Source organism: Neobacillus endophyticus (assembly GCF_013248975.1).
Lineage (GTDB): Bacteria > Bacillota > Bacilli > Bacillales > Cytobacillaceae > Neobacillus > Neobacillus endophyticus.
The window spans coordinates 5,105,894-5,122,440 of sequence record NZ_JABRWH010000001.1 but is presented as its reverse complement, the minus strand read 5'-3'; the positions used below and the strand labels follow the sequence as shown (position 1 = coordinate 5,122,440).

Genomic DNA, 16,547 nt, shown 5'->3' with positions numbered 1-16,547 from the left:
GGCGGTTATTTGCCTTTTATCCCAAATATCGATGATACAATGCCTTTGCTTCGTTAATATCCTTTGTCCCGTGAACCAATACTCTTCCATCTCTAAAGATCACTAATCGATTATTGTTTAAGTTACAAGAAATAAGATACGGATTTCTCTGGACGGTGCCACCTTGTTTCGCCAAGATTATTTCTAATGCTTCCAAATCTCTTTTCACAGGGGCAGAGGGGCGAATCTGGACAGAATCTCTTCCGCAAAGAACTGCTGTTTTTGTTTGATTTTCAAAAGACAAATAGGGATAGGAACGGTGATTTCCGCATGAAAGACAATCTTCCTTTTTCAATTTATCCGCTTTAATTGAACTGTGCTGGTTTTTCCATAAGTCAAATGAAACTAATTTGTTCTGTAATGAATCAATGGCTCCAACTAATATCTTTAAAGCTTCGCTGATTTGATAGGAAACTACCATGGATACAGCCGGACTGATGATACCGGCTGTATCGCAGGTTAATCCTCCTAAAGGAACAGACTCTAATAAACAGGAGAGGCAAGGTGTTTTTCCGGGAATGATCGTGAAGGTAAGCCCGTAACTGCCTACACAGGCACCATATATCCAGGGAACTCGATACTTTTGTGATACATCGTTAATAATCATTCTTGTTTCAAAATTATCTGTTGCATCAATGATTAAATCCACTTGCCGGGCCCATTCTTCAAGTTCCAAAACAGAGGCATCAGCAATTAGGGTTTTAATTTCAATATCGGAATTAATCGCTCTTAACCGATTTTTAGCGGCTATCACTTTAGGCAGTCGATGTTTAGCATCTTCTTCTGAATATAGTTGCTGACGCTGTAAATTGGACCATTCTACATAATCTCGATCAACGAGAGTCAGCTTACCGATGCCTGCACGCACCAATGCTTCGGCATTGGCGGAACCTAGTGCGCCTGCACCAATAATTAGGACATGTTTTTCGGAAATTTTTTGCTGCCCTTCCTTCCCGATTGCTGGAAATAGCTCTTGACGAGAGTATCGATTGATCACCCGATACTCAGTCCTTCCAATGGGCTGCTGGCTGAGGCATATTCCTTTTTTTCAATTCTTCCGGCTTCATAGCCAAGACGTCCTGCTTCAATTGCCATTTTCATCGCTTTAGCCATTTTAACGGGATCTTTGGCCCCTGCCACAGCTGTATTTAATAAAACACCATCAGCGCCAAGTTCCATAGCGAGCGAAGCGTCTGCTGGAGATCCTATGCCTGCATCTACAATGACAGGTACTTTCGCTTGCTCGATAATGAAACGCAGGTTTAGCGGATTGATAATCCCTTGTCCGGAACCGATGGGAGAAGCCCCCGGCATGATGGCATGACAGCCCAATTCCTGCAATTTTCTAGCCAAAACAACATCGTCTGAAGTATATGGAAGTACAATAAATCCTTCTTTTACTAATTCTTCTGTTGCTTTTAGCGTTTCTACAGGGTCTGGAAGCAATGATTTGTCACAGCCAATCACTTCCACTTTTATCATATCGCAAAGTCCAGATGCTTTGGCAAGTTTTGCAATACGGACTGCTTCCTGTGCTGTTTTCGCACCTGCGGTATTAGGGAGCAGGGTATATTGTTTCGTATCAAGCTGCTCCAAAAAATTTGGCTGGCTTGCTTCAAAAATATTCATTCTTCTGACAGCAAACGTCAAAATTTCAGCCTCGGACACTTTTACTGCTTCTTTTTGGATTTCAAAGCTAGGATATTTTCCCGTCCCCAATAATAATCTCGATTGAAATGACAATGTACCTATTTTTAACATATTAACCGCCTCCTACAAAATGTACAATTTCGATCCGATCACGATCGGATAGTTTCGTTGTTTGATGGTCGTTTTTGGTGAGAATCTCACCGTTTATTTCGACAATTACGACTTTATCTTGAATTTGAAAATGTGTCAGAAGATCTGAAACAGAAACAACATGTTCTGGAAGATAGATAGAATCGCCATTTAGCAATATGTTCATGTTGCCCTCCTATTGAATGATTTCCATAGACCGATCTAAGCGAAAAGCCGTTAGAAGGGAATCATTGGAAACTTGGTTTTCCAACAGTTCAACTACCAGCTTGCCTGTAATCGGGCTTAGTAATATCCCATTTCGAAAATGACCGGCTGCAATAAATAATCCTTGACATAAAGGATGCGCTCCAATATAAGGAAGCCCATCACTCGTCTGCGGCCTGATACCAGACCAAACTCGTTCCCATTCAGCATCCTTGATTTGGGGTACCAATTGACAGGCTCTGTCGATTAAACCGGAAATGCCACCAGCTGTTACTTTTTTTTCGAAGGTATTTTCAACCATCGTCGCACCAATAAATATTTCACCATTACGCTTCGGAACTAAATAGCATCGTTTATCAGAAAAGATGGTAGTGTTAATGAGCGGTTCTTCAGTCCGTACTGAAAAACATTCACCTTTTACCGGGTAAATCGGGATGTCAATCCCAGTATTCTTAAGTAATTCGGAAGCCCATGCTCCGGTTGCCACTACAACTTGACCACAAGAAATTGTTCCATTATTTGTGTTTAAGCCAGCAATTTTTCCGTTTTCATAGATAAATGATAGAGCTTTCGTGTTTTCACGGATTTCAGCCCCAAAATAGAGAGCCGCTTTTGCAAAGGCATCGGTTAATTTGGAAGCTTTTACATGACCATCGTTTGGAAGGTAAATGGCTCCAAATACACTTGGAGATAATGCCGGCTCCATGTCCAAAAGTTCTTTTGTATCAAGCCATCTGATTTCGTGATCCCATTGTTTTTGAAAATTAACTTGCTTTTTTAACTCATGGGCCAATTCTTCTGTTTCAGCAATTTTTAACATTCCTTTATGTACATACTCAATGTCGATACCAGTATACTCAAATAACTCATTGGAAATGTCGGGAAACATGGCTTGGCTTTTTAATGCCAGCTGAAATAATGGACCGTCGTGCTCGATTTCTGCTTGTGCTGCTAACATTCCAGCAGCAGCACTTGAGGCTTCACTGCCAATACGCTCTTTTTCTATGATCGCCACTTTTTTTCCGATTTTTGAAAGTTGATAGGCAATAGAGGCACCATTTATGCCTCCGCCAATAATAGCAACATCAAATGAATGATTCACATTACACCTCCATCTTTAATGCGTTCTGGTAAGCTTTAATGGCCGATAATGGGTCGTTTGCTTCTAATACACCGGACATTACAGCAATTCCTTTTGCTCCCGCCTCCACTGCCAGTTTGGCATTTTTCGGCGTGATCCCGCCAATAGCAATAACCGGGATAGGAAGCTGTTTTGTCATCTCTTTTAATTCTTCCAATCCCTTTGGCTTCAGCCCGGGTTTTGAATTAGTCGAAAATATATGGCCATACAGTAAAAAATCTGCCCCATCCTGGTAAGCTTGTTGACCCTCTTCTATGTTATGAATCGAACAGCCAATCTTTAACTCTGAAAAATGATTCTTTACGACAGAGGCCCTTAAACTATGAAAAGCCAATTGAACACCGCCTGAACCCGCAGCAATGGATACATCCACCCTATCATTTATGATGATTTTGGAAGGCGGGATACCGTTTTTCAATAATAAATGAACGGCATCATAGATTTCTCGGGCAGATCTATGTTTCTCCCTTAAATGAACGGCAGTAAAGTAAGGCTGCAGATCTTTTAATAGTTCGCAAAGCTGACCAAGTTCCATTTTTCCGTTTGAAATAATATGCAGCTCTGTTGGTAAGTGAATGAGTAATCACCCCGCAAAATAATTTTCTTATCCACATGTAGGAAAAACAAAAAAAACCACTTTCTATTTATAAGAAAGTGGTTGAAAATATGAGTTCACGAACGAAAAGTCCTTCAAATTTTCGTATTCCACTTCCCTACGCTGGTATTAGCCAGATCAGGTTCATAGAGTCCCGAAGTAGTACTTCAATCTCAGCTCTTTAAAAGAGCACCTCTAGTGGATAAGCATTAAATATGTAATTGAATAATTTAACTTACAAGTATAATAGTAGCACCACATTTGGAAATGTCAATGCAATAGATTTAGTTAGGAAAAATAAATTTCGTTCGCCTTTTTTTGTCATTGTTCTTTTCATTGCCTGTAACCAAATTGTATTCTAAAATAGAATTAATTGAATTTTAGTTCAATTGTTTGCAGAAAGGGGTTGAAAAGGTTGGAAAAAATTCGAAATCAGTCTTTTCCTTTTGTATCGCTCGATGAGTGGAAAGAAAGAGCCGAACAGTCATTAAAGGGTAAACCGGTTAATGCATTACAAAACAAAACATATGAAAACATTATTTTGAAACCGCTTTATATCCGTAATGACGAACAGCTTGTGCCCGATTATCCTGGAGGTGCAGACTTCAGAAGAGGGGGTTTTCCCCTAGGATATCTTACAAATGATTGGAAGGTTGCCCAGCAAATTTTTTATGATGAGCCAAAGGAGCTTCTGCAAAACTTAAAGCAAGCATTTGAAAAAGGGCAAACGGCTCTTTCCTTTGACGTTAGTGAAAAACTACTAGAAGGTCAAAATCTTTCAGATTTATTCCAGGACGTTTATAAAAACTTTCCATTTGCTATTAATGCTAAATGGCTTCAGAAAAAATTTCTTGTAAAATTAGTAGAACAATTAAAAGATACAGCAGAAATTACTGGTTACATTGCAGCAGATCCAATCTCCCTTTTTGCCCAAGAAGGCTTTATTTCAGAAGATCTCCTTCATTCCTGGTTAGAAGGTATCCTAAAGGCAAAAGAAACGTTCCCTCATTTAAAAACTGTTTTTGTTGACACAGCACCATACCATAATGGTGGAGCAAATGCGGTGCAGGAACTGGGAATAGCCGCCGCTGAAGGGGTATTTTATTTGGGTCTCTTAATGGAAAGTGGTGTCTCCCTTGAGATAGCACTTTCGAAATTGCAATTTCACTTTTCAATCGGAAGCAACTTTTTTATGGAATTAGCAAAATTAAGAGCGGCACGAGTCATTTGGAACAGAATTACCGAGCTTTATGGTGTGGAAGAAAAAGATCGAAGAATGTATATGTCGGCGGAAACTTCTGCATTTAATAAAACAGTATTCGATCCGCATGTCAACCTGCTGCGTGCTGGAAATGAAGCTTTTGCAGCCGTTTTAGGCGGGGTCCAATATTTGCACGTATCACCGTTTGATATACTTTCCGGCGCAAATACATTTTCCGAACGGATTGCTAGAAATATTCAGTTGATCTTAAAAGAAGAAGCGCATTTGAAAAAGGTAATCGACCCTGCAGGCGGTTCATGGTATATCGAATCGTTAACGCATGAAGTTGCTGAAAAGGCTTGGGAGTTATTCCAACAAATTGACGCACAAGGGGGGATTTTAGAAGTATTAAAATCCGGCTGGATTCAAGAAAAAATTGCCGCAATATATGATAATAGAAATGCAGACATTCAAACAAGGAAGCAAAGCATAATTGGAACAAATGTTTACGCAAAACTGGATGAAAATGTTCCATACGACACTCAAGTAAAAAAATATTTTATTAAAGAGCAAGCAAAAGTGTTTACTCCGATTCTAAAAAAACGTCTTGCCGAACCGTATGAAGAACTGCGCTTTAAAGCCAAGAGGCTGGAAAAGAAGAATGGTTCCACACCGTCAGTTGGCATGCTGTGTCTCGGGGAATTAAAACAGTATAAGGGTAGACTTGATTTTATGAATGGATTTCTGGCTGCAGGCGGTGTAGCGGTGCAGGAAAGCAAACCAATTCTGACTGTAGAGGACGCCAAACAGTTTGCTCAAGATTTGGCCTCACCGTTCGTCTGCTTCTGTGGCACCAATGACCAGTACGAAACAATTGGACATGAAATATTAACGTTCTTGAAAGTTGAATTTCCTGAAAAAAACTTTTTCCTTGCAGGTCTTCCAGAAAAAGAAAATCAAGCCAGATGGAAGGACGAAGGTATACAGTTGTTTATTCACATAAAAAGCAACTGTTATGAAACCGTTTCGACACTTTTGGCAAGTATGGAGGTGAATCAAGATGAAGAAAGTAAAGCCTGATTTTCAACATCATTCATTGTTTAACGATCAGTCATTTATGACAAAAGATGCTTGGAAGAAACAGGTTGACAAAGAAATTTCCACTTCTATTGATGATTTAGTATTTGAAACGAATGAACAAATTAAACTAAAACCCCTGTATACAAAGGAAGATCGGAAGGGGTTAGAACATCTTGACCACTTGCCAGGCCTCCCGCCTTATACAAGAGGTCCCTACCCGACGATGTATGTGAGCCGCCCATGGACAGTCAGGCAATACGCGGGCTTCTCAACAGCGGAGGAAAGCAATGCCTTTTACCGTAGAAATTTGGCGATGGGACAAAAGGGTTTATCGGTCGCATTTGATTTAGCAACTCATCGAGGCTATGATTCAGACCATCCCCGTGTTGTAGGAGATGTAGGGAAAGCGGGAGTGGCAATCGATTCTGTCCTTGATATGAAAATCTTGTTTGATCGTATTCCTTTAGACCAAATGTCAGTTTCCATGACGATGAATGGAGCAGTACTGCCGATTTTGGCGTTCTTTATTGTTACAGCAGAAGAACAAGGAGTAAGCCAGGAAAAGCTTTCGGGAACAATACAAAATGATATTTTAAAAGAATATATGGTAAGAAATACGTATATTTACCCGCCGGAAATGTCAATGAAGATTATAGCTGATATATTTGAGTACACATCAAAATATATGCCAAAGTTTAATAGCATCAGTATTTCCGGCTATCATATGCAGGAAGCGGGAGCACCTGCCGATTTGGAATTGGCTTATACTCTGGCAGATGGTTTGGAATATGTAAGGACTGGTTTAAAGGCAGGGATTGATATTGATTCCTTTGCTCCTAGATTGTCATTCTTCTGGGCAATTGGCATGAATTATTTCATGGAAGTGGCGAAAATGCGGGCAGCCCGATTCATTTGGGCGAAGATGATGAAATCATTTCAGCCTAAAAATGAAAAATCAATGGCACTGCGCACGCACTCACAAACATCAGGATGGAGTTTGACAGAGCAAGACCCTTTTAACAATGTGACACGAACATTGCTAGAGGCACATGCAGCGGCCATGGGCCATACCCAATCATTGCATACGAATGCATTAGATGAAGCGATTGCACTCCCAACCGATTTTTCCGCCCGAATAGCTCGTAATACACAGTTGTTTCTGCAGGAAGAATCAGGAATTACGAAAGTCATAGACCCGTGGGCAGGTTCTTATTATGTGGAAAAACTGACCGATGAATTAATTAAACGTGCTTGGAAGCATATTGAGGAGATTGAAAGTCTCGGTGGTATGGCAAAAGCTATTGAGACAGGTTTGCCCAAGATGAGAATAGAAGAGGCTGCAGCCCGCAGACAGGCCCAGATTGATTCTGGAAGGGAAATCATCATCGGTGTAAATAAGTACCGACTTGACAAAGAAGAGCCTATCGATATCTTGGATATAGATAATACCGCTGTCCGAATAAAGCAAATTGAAAAATTAGCGGTGTTAAAGGAAAATCGCGATGAACAAAAAGTTCAAGAGGTGTTAATGGCTATAACACAAGCAGCTTTAACTGGTAATCAAAACCTGCTCGAACTTGCTGTCAGGGCGGCACGTGTCAGAGCAACATTAGGGGAAATTTCTGATGCAGTTGAAAAGACTGCGGGAAGGCATAAAGCAGTTATTCGATCAATTAGCGGCGTGTACAGTTCTGCATTTAATAACGAAGAAGAAATTGTCGAAGTTCAAAAAATGACGGATGAATTTCTTGAAAATGAGGGCAGAAGGCCGCGAATTTTGATTGCAAAAATGGGGCAGGATGGCCATGACCGCGGGGCAAAAGTGATCGCAACAGCTTTTGCTGACCTTGGCTTTGATGTCGATATTGGTCCTTTGTTCCAAACTCCAGAAGAAACAGCAATGCAGGCAGTGGAGAACGATGTTCATGTGATAGGAATGAGCTCTCTTGCTGCGGGGCACAAGACGCTTTTACCGCAATTAGTGGAGGAACTAAGAAAGCTTGGCAGGGATGACATTCTCGTGGTAATTGGCGGAGTGATCCCCGCACAAGATTACCAATTCCTTTATGACCACGGGGCATCTGCCATTTTTGGACCTGGAACGATTATTCCAGTTGCTGCGCAAAAGGTGATTAAGGAAATTTATAAACAGCTTGGCTATGAGGAAGTGTCGTCATAATGTCAGAGGATCAATGGCCGGAATGGAGTGACCCCAATCATCCTGAATCTTTTTCAAGTATCATCAGAAAGGGGCAGGAACAGGAGGGGAATTCTGTCTCCATTCAAAAGAATATCCGCTTTCAAAAGCGCAGCACTCGGGAACCTGAAATGGAGGACTTATATGAAGGTATTCTGAGGGGCGACCGCAGTCTATTAGCAAGAGCCATTACCCTAGTGGAAAGCAACGCGGAACAGCATTTTCAGAAGGCCCAAGTGCTTTTGCAAAAACTTCTTCCTCATTCAGGTAACGCGATCCGAATTGGTATTACGGGTGTTCCCGGTGCCGGTAAAAGCACATTTATTGAGGCTTTTGGTACGTATTTATGCGAGCTTGGCCACCGGGTTGCCGTTCTTGCTATTGACCCTAGTTCAAAACTGAGCGGGGGCAGTATTCTTGGAGATAAGACGCGGATGGAACAATTATCAAGAAATCCGAAAGCCTTTATCCGTCCTTCGCCGACTGCAGGAAAACTAGGTGGTGTTCATCGGAAAACAAGAGAATCTATGCTTGTTTGTGAGGCAGCAGGGTATGATGTTATATTGGTTGAAACCGTTGGAGTAGGCCAAAGTGAGGTCATCATTAGAGATATGGTCGATTTCTTTATGCTTCTTGTTTTAACAGGGGCAGGTGATGAGCTACAAGGAATGAAAAAGGGAATTATGGAACTGGCTGATGCTTTAATTGTCCATAAAGCAGATGGCGCAAATAAGCTGAAAGCAGAGCAAACAAAAAAAGAGTTTAATCGTATTCTGCATTTCCTGCAGCCTTCCACAAAGGGCTGGGAAACGAAGGCATATACCTGCTCCTCTGTCAAAAAGGAAGGAATAAGTGAGATTTGGAAAGTGATTCAATCCTTTGAACAAACCGGCAAGGCTTCGGGTGTTTTCGGAGAAAGAAGAAAGTTCCAGGCGCGGGACTGGCTGTATTCCATGATAACCGATCAGCTGCAATATTATTTTTATCAACATCCCAATGTTAAATCACTGCTTCCAAAATATGAAAATGAAGTTATTGCAGGAGACATCACGGTTTCCAATGCTGTTGAGTCATTATTTGCCGCATTTTTTGGAAAAAAAGATTAAGGTATCATTCCCTCTATATAATAGACAATCCATTTGTAAAAAACACATTTTTACTGTTATGATGTAGTTATATAGAGATATTTAAGGAGTGATCTTGATGAGCATGGATTTTAATATATTCATGAATGATGTTGTTCGCCAAGCGAGGGAAGAAATTACCTCTGCCGGATATCAAGAGTTGAAAACACCTGAAGAAGTGGAAGAAGCTTTAGCGAAAAAAGGAACGACATTGGTTATGATTAATTCTGTTTGTGGCTGTGCTGGAGGTATTGCCCGCCCTGCAGCTGCTTATTCTATTCATTATGATAAACGCCCTGATCATTTGGTCACAGTTTTTGCAGGACAGGATAAGGATGCTACTGAAAAGGCAAGAAGCTATTTCACTAATTTTCCTCCGTCCTCCCCATCTTTCGCCTTGCTAAAAGACGGTGAAATTTGCTCGATGGTTGAAAGACACCAAATCGAAGGACACAGCCCTGCAGATGTTGTAGCTAAGCTACAACAAGAATTTGATAAATATTGTGAAGAAATCTAAAGCTCAATATTGATAAAAAAGACCAGTCTCACATTGGAGATTGGTTTTTTTATTGGAAAAATTTTCACTTGAAAAACATTAATGAATTTTTAAAAATATATTTGCATAATTATTTATATGTGTTAAAATTCATTTCAGTGAATAATTATTAATTAATAAAACTATTATTTTTGTGAAAAATAGGCATAGTTAGACTGATTTATTATAAAAATAATTAGTTTTAAATTTCAGAAAATTATAGGAGGATCATAAATGAAGAAAACAATTACTTTATTAGCATCTTTGATGCTAACAGTTGGATTACTTGCAGCGTGCGGGACTAGTTCGCAAAATAATAATACAAGCGGGGATAAAAAGGTGTTAACGATGGCAACATCTGCTGATTATCCTCCATTTGAATATGTTAATACAAGCAAAGGCGGTAAGATTGAAGGTTTTGATATTGATTTAGCTAATGCGATTGCTGGGAAGCTGGGATATAAAGTACAAGTGAAGGATATGGATTTCAGCGGTCTAATTGAAGGACTTAAATCCGGACAAGCTGATTTCGTTTTAGCTGGTATGACTCCTACTCCACAGAGAAAACAAAACGTTGATTTTAGCGATATTTATTATACTGCCCAATATATGTTTATTTCCAAAAAGGGAAGTGGGATTAATACACTTCAAGATTTAAAAGGAAAAACGGTTGGTGTTCAGCTTGGTTCTATCCAGGAAGCAAAAGCAAAAGATATTAATAAAACGATCCCAATCAAAATTGAAGATCGTAATCGAATTCCGGATCTGATCGAAGAAATCAAAGCAGGCCGCTTTGATGCTGCTATTGTTGAAGATTCAGTCGCAAAAGGATTCCTTGAGAAGAATAAAGAATTGACTGGTTTTACCATTAGTGATAAAGCCGATGAAGCTGGTTCAGCCATTGCATTTCCAAAAAACAGCAAGTTAACCACGAAATTTAATGATGAGTTAAAGAAGATGAAAGCTAATGGTGAACTGCAAAAATTAATTGTTAAATGGTTTGGCGGAGTGAAATAATTCATCTTGAACGGGAGACGTTTGGAAACACATTAATCTAAACGTCTCTGCTATTTTTTTAAGAAAGGACGAAATTTAAATGCACTTAAATTTCACCCCATTTATCCCCTCTATTCCTTATATTTTACAAGGAATTCTCGTAACCTTACAGATTGTGGTTGTTGCCGCCATTCTAGGTCTTATTCTTGGAACGCTTTTATCATTATGTAAGATTAGTTCAGTGAAAATACTTGGCTGGTTTGCTAAAGCTTATACATCCGTTTTTCGCGGTACGCCAATGGTGCTTCAGTTGATGATTATTTATTTCGGTTCTCCGGAAATTCTTGGATACCAAATTGCTCCTTATACTGCTGCCATTCTATCCTTTGGTTTAAATTCTGGTGCGTATGTTTCTGAAATTATTCGTGCAGGAATTCTTGCCGTCGATAAAGGGCAACGAGAGGCGGCACTTGCGTTAGGGATTCCGTATGGAAAGATGATGTGGGATATCATTCTGCCACAGGCTTTAAAAAATATCCTGCCTGCAATCATGAATGAACTTATCACTCTAACGAAGGAGTCCGCGATTGTGACTACGATCGGAGTTATGGATGTTATGCGCCGGGCATATCAAGTTGGTTCTGATAATTATTCATTTTTCGAACCGCTGTTGATCGCCGGGGGGATTTATTATCTAATGGTGATTATCCTGTCCTTCTTTGGAAGATTGCTTGAAGGGAGAATGAGACGAAGTGATTAAGGTAGAGGGTTTATATAAGAATTTTGGAAAACTTGAAGTGTTAAAGGGAATCTCTACTTCCATAAAAGCAGGTGAGGTGGTCGCTATTATCGGACCTTCAGGTTCAGGGAAATCTACATTTCTGCGGTGCCTGAATTTGCTCGAAACTCCGACAAAAGGAACAATTTGGCTTGGGGACCAAGAACTCACAGACAAGAAAACGAATATCATGAAAGTTCGTCAAAACGTAGGAATGGTATTCCAGCATTTCTATCTTTTTCCTCATAAAACGGTGTTACAAAATCTGACTTATGCGCCTTTGAAAGTAAAAGGTTTAGACAAATCGAATGCAGAAAAAATTGCCTTTGAATTACTTGAGCGAGTAGGTTTAGCGGAGAAAGCACATGAATATCCTACAAGGTTGTCAGGAGGTCAGAAGCAGCGTGTAGCCATTGCCAGAGCATTAGCAATGCAACCTGAGGTCATGCTGTTCGATGAACCCACATCCGCGCTCGATCCGGAAATGGTCAAGGAAGTATTAGAGGTCATGAAATCACTTGCTCATACCGGAATGACGATGGCCATTGTTACACATGAAATGGGCTTTGCCAGGGAAGTGGCAGATCGCGTTTTGTTTCTTGATGGCGGTGTGCTTGTTGAGGATGCAGCGCCAGCTGAGTTTTTCTCAAATCCAAGGAGTCCTCGTGCGCAGGATTTTCTTCAAAAAATGCTTTAAGAATTAGATGGTCGAAATGATCATCTATTTTTTTATTTTTAGACATATTTTATGATTATTGAGGAAAAATAGCGGGTAAAAGGCAGGTGGGAAATTTTGCTGAAGCTTCTTTCATCAATCATACTCGCTTTTTTCTTTTCACCGATTTGGCCTTTAGGCCCAAACCCTCTCCCTGGTGACCCTTTTGTTATAGTGAATAAAAGTACAAATGAATTGGCGCTTATTAGTGAAAACAGGCTTCAAACCATTGTATCAGTCGGAACAGGTAAAACGAAGGAACTGACACCTGAAGGCCTATTTACTATCACTGTAAAAGCTGAAAATCCTTATTATATCCGTGGAAATATACTTGGAGGGGACCCGAAAAATCCTCTCGGGGCAAGGTGGATTGGTTTTGATGCAAAAGGGACTGATGGGAGAATTTACGGCCTTCATGGAACAAACCAGCCTGCTTCCATAGGCAAGTATGTATCACAAGGCTGTATTCGTATGCAAAATGAGGTGATTAGCTCTTTATTTCCGCTCATTCCATTGGGAACGAAAATATTGGTCACTTCCTCAACTAAATCCTTTGAACAATTGGCAAGAGAAAATGGTGCAATAGAATAAGGAGAGGGAATGTTCCTGTTGAACATTCCCTTTATTATTGTTAACGAATAAACTGGCCAATTCCAATTAGGAGGGTAGATGCAAGCATTGCGCCTAACATTAACATAACAATGATTCTTCTGCTTTTTTTACTGGACATAGTGTAGATACCTCCCATAATTCTTGAATACTCATTATTTTACAAGGAAAAGCCCAGATAAACAACGGAACAACTGTACATTTTAGGAAGGATTTATGAAGTTTTTCACGAATACATTTATTGATGAAATCATTTTTAATCGGAATTGAGGGATTCATATGATTAAAAAAGTGGATCATATTGGCATTGCTGTGAAATCGCTTACAGATGTCCTTCCTTTTTATACGGACGTATTAGGCCTTCCTCTTTTGAAAATAGAAGAGGTGGAAAGTCAAAAAGTTAAAGTGGCCTTTCTACAGGCAGGTGAGACAAAACTGGAATTGCTTGAGCCTGTTTCAAGTGAAAGTACAATTGCTAAATTTATTGATAAACGAGGAGAAGGCATCCATCATGTCGCACTTGGTGTCGAATCGATTGAAGCAAGAATCAGGGAGATGAAGGAAAAAGGAATTCGCATGATTGATGAAGAGCCGAGACCTGGGGCAGGCGGTGCACAAATTGCCTTTATGCACCCAAAAGCAGCGTCCGGTGTTTTAGTCGAACTTTGTGAGAAAAAGGGGTAATGCTATATGGACATCTATGAAAAAATCAATGAATTATATGATAAACGAAGAGAAGTGGAGCTTGGCGGCGGTGATGAGCGGATCGAAAAACAGCATGAAAAAGGAAAATTAACTGCTCGTGAGCGCATTGAACTTTTAGTCGATAAAGGGACTTTTGTGGAGTTAAATCCATTTATCGAGCACCGAACTCATGATTTTGGGATGGCAGATCAAAAGGGACCTGGCGATGGTGTCGTAACAGGTTATGGAAAGGTGAACGGCCGGCCAATTTATTTATTTTCTCAAGATTTTACCGTATTTGGCGGTGCTCTCGGTGAAATGCATGCGAATAAAATCGCCAATGTGATGGATTTAGCAGCTAAAAATGGCACCCCATTTGTTGGCCTTAATGACTCAGGAGGAGCAAGAATTCAAGAAGGCGTGGTTTCTTTAGACGGTTATGGCCATATCTTTTACCGTAATTCCATCTATTCAGGAGTGATTCCGCAAATTTCCGTTATAATGGGACCATGTGCCGGTGGAGCTGTCTACTCACCTGCGATAACGGATTTCGTGTTTATGGTGGAGCAGACAAGTCAAATGTTTATTACAGGCCCTAAAGTGATTGAAACTGTTACGGGAGAAAAGATTAGTGCGGAAGACCTTGGTGGGGCTAATGTCCACAACTCGATCAGTGGAAATGCTCATTTCAGTGCTGCAACTGAAGAAGAAGCGTTGCTACAATTACGTAAATTGCTTGGCTATCTGCCACAAAATAATCAAGAAAAACCCCCGGTTGCTGTACATTCTGAAGAGGATGATTATCGTCCGAATCTGACAGATATGATTCCATTTGATGCTGTTCGTCCATATGATGTTCGCAGCGTTATTGAGCAGGTTGTGGACCGGGAGTCATTTATGGAAATACATAAGGATTTTGCTAAAAATATCGTGGTCGGTTTTGCCAGAATTAAAGGGGAAACGATAGGCCTTGTCTGTAATCAGCCAAAAGTAATGGCCGGCGGGCTGGATATAGATTCTTCCGACAAAGCTGCCAGATTCATCCGAACCTGCGACTCGTTTAATATTCCGATCATTACTTTTGAGGATGTGACAGGCTTTTTCCCTGGGGTTAAGCAGGAGCATGGCGGCATAATTCGTCATGGTGCAAAAATATTATTTGCTTATTCTGAAGCAACAGTACCAAAGCTGACCATTATTTTAAGAAAAGCATACGGCGGGGCTTATGTAGCCTTAAATAGTAAGTCAATCGGTGCGGATCTTGTATTTGCCTGGCCAAATGCGGAAATTGCTGTGATGGGGCCGCAGGGGGCAGCCAATATTATTTTTGCTAAGGAAATTAACTCCAGTGAAAATCCGGAACTGACCCGCCAGCAAAAAATCGAAGAGTACCGCGATAAATTTGCCAATCCCTATGTTGCAGCAGCCAGAGGAATGGTGGATGATGTCATCGACCCTAGGGAAACACGGATAAAAATTATTCAAGCTTTGGAAATGCTCCGAAACAAAAAAGAATCTAGACCATATAAAAAACATGGGAATATCCCACTTTAAATTTGTATTTCCATTTGGGCTGTGAATAGTTGCCACAGCCTTTCATTTGCTGGTAGGACAAGAAAAAAGGTATACTGAAATAGTGAGTAAAGTACATAAACTGGGAGGTTTGGCAGAATGATTAATCAGGAGCGTCTTTTGAATGAATTCTTGGAGCTTGTTCAAATTGACTCAGAAACCAAACATGAAACAGAGATTGCCAAAGTGTTAAAGCAAAAGTTTTCCGAGTTAGGGTTGGAAGTATTTGAGGATGATACAACAGCAGTGACAGGGCATGGGGCTGGAAATTTGGTTTGTACACTTCCGGCAACAAAAGAAGGAGTAGATCCGATTTATTTTACTTCTCATATGGATACGGTTGTTCCAGCGAAAGGTGTGAAGCCATCGATTAAAGACGGCTACGTGATAACCGACGGCACTACCATCCTTGGGGCAGATGATAAAACTGGGTTATCCGTAATGTTGGAAACGATCCGTGTCTTAAAAGAGCAAAATATTTCACACGGGATGATTCAATTTGTCATCACAGTTGGAGAAGAGTCTGGTCTAGTGGGAGCGAAAGCGCTCGATCCTTCTTTAATGAAGGCTAAATATGGTTATGCACTTGACAGCGATGGGCTGGTAGGTAACATCGTAGTCGCAGCGCCTACACAGGCAAAAGTAAAAGCAGTTATCTATGGTAAAACAGCACATGCCGGTGTAGCGCCGGAAAAAGGTGTTTCTGCGATTACAATTGCTGCCAAAGCGATTTCAAAAATGCCACTGGGGAGAATTGATCATGAAACGACTGCTAATATCGGCCGTTTTGAAGGCGGACAGGCAACCAATATTGTTTGCGACCGTGTCGATATTTTAGCAGAAGCGCGTTCACTGATTCCTGAAAAAATGCAAGCACAGGTTGCCAAGATGAAAGAAGCGTTTGAAACCGTTGCAGCAGATATGGGCGGAAGAGCGGAAGTTGAAGTGGAAGTTATGTATCCAGGCTTCAAATTTGGTGAAGGGGATCAAGTAGTGGAAATTGCTCGAAAAGCAGCAGCCAAGATTGGACGCAGCTGTGAACTTCAGCATAGCGGCGGCGGCAGTGACGCCAACGTGATTGCTGGATTCGGCATCCCAACAGTAAACCTCGCTGTGGGCTACGAAGAAATTCACACGACTAATGAACGGATGCCTATTGAAGAGTTATATAAATTGGCAGAAATGACACTTGCCATCATTGAAGAAGTGACAAAACAGTAACGTTTTTGAAGAGGGCCTTTGGTTCCTCTTTTTTTGGTATAATGAGATTAAGAAAG

Annotated in this window: 16 protein-coding genes, 1 pseudogene and 1 riboswitch; of the genes and pseudogenes, 11 read left to right on the top strand and 6 right to left on the bottom strand. The window is 40.6% G+C overall.

Annotated features, from left to right (window positions below; translation table 11 throughout):
• Positions 1-16: 16 nt before the first annotated feature.
• The 5 genes from HPT25_RS25505 to HPT25_RS25485 are packed head-to-tail and all read right to left on the bottom strand — an operon-like array spanning position 17 to position 3,734.
• Entirely contained in the window at positions 17-1,036 is a 1,020-nt protein-coding gene (locus tag HPT25_RS25505; RefSeq protein WP_173070544.1) for a thiazole biosynthesis adenylyltransferase ThiF, read from the bottom strand.
• A complete protein-coding gene (locus HPT25_RS25500; RefSeq protein WP_173070542.1) occupies positions 1,033-1,800 on the bottom strand; it encodes a thiazole synthase in 768 nt (255 codons plus the stop codon). Before HPT25_RS25500 ends, HPT25_RS25505 begins: the two co-directional genes overlap by 4 nt.
• Before the next feature lies 1 nt (position 1,801).
• A complete protein-coding gene (gene thiS / locus HPT25_RS25495) occupies positions 1,802-2,005 on the bottom strand; it encodes a sulfur carrier protein ThiS (protein WP_173070540.1) in 204 nt (67 codons plus the stop codon).
• Positions 2,006-2,014: 9 nt separating this feature from the next.
• A complete protein-coding gene (gene thiO, locus HPT25_RS25490; RefSeq protein ID WP_173070538.1) occupies positions 2,015-3,145 on the bottom strand; it encodes a glycine oxidase ThiO in 1,131 nt (376 codons plus the stop codon).
• Between the two features lies 1 nt (position 3,146).
• The gene (locus tag HPT25_RS25485) at positions 3,147-3,734 is read right to left on the bottom strand and encodes a thiamine phosphate synthase (RefSeq protein ID WP_376767991.1); all 588 of its coding nucleotides are present in this window, start codon (positions 3,732-3,734) and stop codon (positions 3,147-3,149) included.
• Positions 3,735-3,877: 143 nt separating this feature from the next.
• A riboswitch (TPP riboswitch) is annotated at positions 3,878-3,986 on the bottom strand.
• 208 nt (positions 3,987-4,194) lie between these two features.
• Between HPT25_RS25485 and HPT25_RS25480 the strand changes: the two genes are divergently transcribed.
• From HPT25_RS25480 to HPT25_RS25445, 8 genes and pseudogenes are all read left to right on the top strand, one after another.
• A complete protein-coding gene (locus tag HPT25_RS25480) occupies positions 4,195-6,060 on the top strand; it encodes a methylmalonyl-CoA mutase subunit beta (RefSeq protein WP_173070534.1) in 1,866 nt (621 codons plus the stop codon).
• Between the two features lie 37 nt (positions 6,061-6,097).
• Entirely contained in the window at positions 6,098-8,239 is a 2,142-nt protein-coding gene (gene scpA / locus HPT25_RS25475) for a methylmalonyl-CoA mutase (RefSeq protein ID WP_376767990.1), read from the top strand.
• Positions 8,239-9,363: a methylmalonyl Co-A mutase-associated GTPase MeaB gene (meaB, locus tag HPT25_RS25470; RefSeq protein ID WP_173070530.1), complete on the top strand. Its 1,125-nt coding sequence runs from the start codon at positions 8,239-8,241 to the stop codon at positions 9,361-9,363. Before scpA ends, meaB begins: the two co-directional genes overlap by 1 nt.
• A 97-nt stretch (positions 9,364-9,460) precedes the next feature.
• Positions 9,461-9,898 (top strand): BrxA/BrxB family bacilliredoxin, encoded by a 438-nt coding sequence (locus HPT25_RS25465; protein WP_173070528.1) that lies wholly within the window; start codon positions 9,461-9,463, stop codon positions 9,896-9,898.
• Between the two features lie 252 nt (positions 9,899-10,150).
• Positions 10,151-10,933: a transporter substrate-binding domain-containing protein gene (locus HPT25_RS25460; RefSeq protein WP_173070526.1), complete on the top strand. Its 783-nt coding sequence runs from the start codon at positions 10,151-10,153 to the stop codon at positions 10,931-10,933.
• Between the two features lie 79 nt (positions 10,934-11,012).
• Positions 11,013-11,672, top strand: a complete 660-nt coding sequence (locus HPT25_RS25455) for an amino acid ABC transporter permease (protein ID WP_173070524.1) — start codon at positions 11,013-11,015, stop codon at positions 11,670-11,672.
• Positions 11,665-12,387: an amino acid ABC transporter ATP-binding protein gene (locus HPT25_RS25450; protein ID WP_173070522.1), complete on the top strand. Its 723-nt coding sequence runs from the start codon at positions 11,665-11,667 to the stop codon at positions 12,385-12,387. The genes HPT25_RS25455 and HPT25_RS25450 overlap by 8 nt, the downstream gene beginning before the upstream one ends.
• 96 nt (positions 12,388-12,483) lie before the next feature.
• A pseudogene (locus HPT25_RS25445) lies at positions 12,484-13,040 on the top strand (L,D-transpeptidase).
• Here HPT25_RS25445 and prli42 read toward each other — a convergent pair.
• Positions 13,037-13,135, bottom strand: a complete 99-nt coding sequence (gene prli42, locus HPT25_RS25440) for a stressosome-associated protein Prli42 (protein ID WP_173070518.1) — start codon at positions 13,133-13,135, stop codon at positions 13,037-13,039. The pseudogene HPT25_RS25445 and the gene prli42 sit on opposite strands and share 4 nt — an antisense overlap.
• A gap of 158 nt (positions 13,136-13,293) precedes the next feature.
• On the opposite strand from prli42, the gene mce reads away from it, so the two are divergent.
• The 3 genes from mce (at position 13,294) to HPT25_RS25425 (ending at position 16,491) form a co-directional block, all read left to right on the top strand.
• Positions 13,294-13,698: a methylmalonyl-CoA epimerase gene (gene mce / locus HPT25_RS25435; protein ID WP_173070516.1), complete on the top strand. Its 405-nt coding sequence runs from the start codon at positions 13,294-13,296 to the stop codon at positions 13,696-13,698.
• Positions 13,699-13,704: 6 nt separating this feature from the next.
• Positions 13,705-15,252, top strand: a complete 1,548-nt coding sequence (locus tag HPT25_RS25430; protein ID WP_173070514.1) for an acyl-CoA carboxylase subunit beta — start codon at positions 13,705-13,707, stop codon at positions 15,250-15,252.
• Positions 15,253-15,369: 117 nt separating this feature from the next.
• On the top strand, positions 15,370-16,491 hold the full coding sequence (locus HPT25_RS25425; RefSeq protein WP_173070512.1) for a tripeptidase T: 1,122 nt from the start codon (positions 15,370-15,372) through the stop codon (positions 16,489-16,491).
• The last annotated feature ends 56 nt before the right edge of the window (positions 16,492-16,547 follow it).

Excerpts from the sequence above, each read along its gene's own strand:
- HPT25_RS25500 (WP_173070542.1), bottom strand. The coding sequence starts at position 1,800 with ATGTTAAAAATAGGTACATTGTCATTTCAATCGAGATTATTATTGGGG.
- thiS (WP_173070540.1), bottom strand. The coding sequence starts at position 2,005 with ATGAACATATTGCTAAATGGCGATTCTATCTATCTTCCAGAACATGTT.
- scpA (WP_376767990.1), top strand. The coding sequence starts at position 6,098 with ATGACAAAAGATGCTTGGAAGAAACAGGTTGACAAAGAAATTTCCACT.
- meaB (WP_173070530.1), top strand. The coding sequence starts at position 8,239 with ATGTCAGAGGATCAATGGCCGGAATGGAGTGACCCCAATCATCCTGAA.
- HPT25_RS25465 (WP_173070528.1), top strand. The coding sequence starts at position 9,461 with ATGAGCATGGATTTTAATATATTCATGAATGATGTTGTTCGCCAAGCG.
- HPT25_RS25460 (WP_173070526.1), top strand. The coding sequence starts at position 10,151 with ATGAAGAAAACAATTACTTTATTAGCATCTTTGATGCTAACAGTTGGA.
- HPT25_RS25455 (WP_173070524.1), top strand. The coding sequence starts at position 11,013 with ATGCACTTAAATTTCACCCCATTTATCCCCTCTATTCCTTATATTTTA.
- prli42 (WP_173070518.1), bottom strand. The coding sequence starts at position 13,135 with ATGTCCAGTAAAAAAAGCAGAAGAATCATTGTTATGTTAATGTTAGGC.
- mce (WP_173070516.1), top strand. The coding sequence starts at position 13,294 with ATGATTAAAAAAGTGGATCATATTGGCATTGCTGTGAAATCGCTTACA.
- HPT25_RS25430 (WP_173070514.1), top strand. The coding sequence starts at position 13,705 with ATGGACATCTATGAAAAAATCAATGAATTATATGATAAACGAAGAGAA.
- HPT25_RS25425 (WP_173070512.1), top strand. The coding sequence starts at position 15,370 with ATGATTAATCAGGAGCGTCTTTTGAATGAATTCTTGGAGCTTGTTCAA.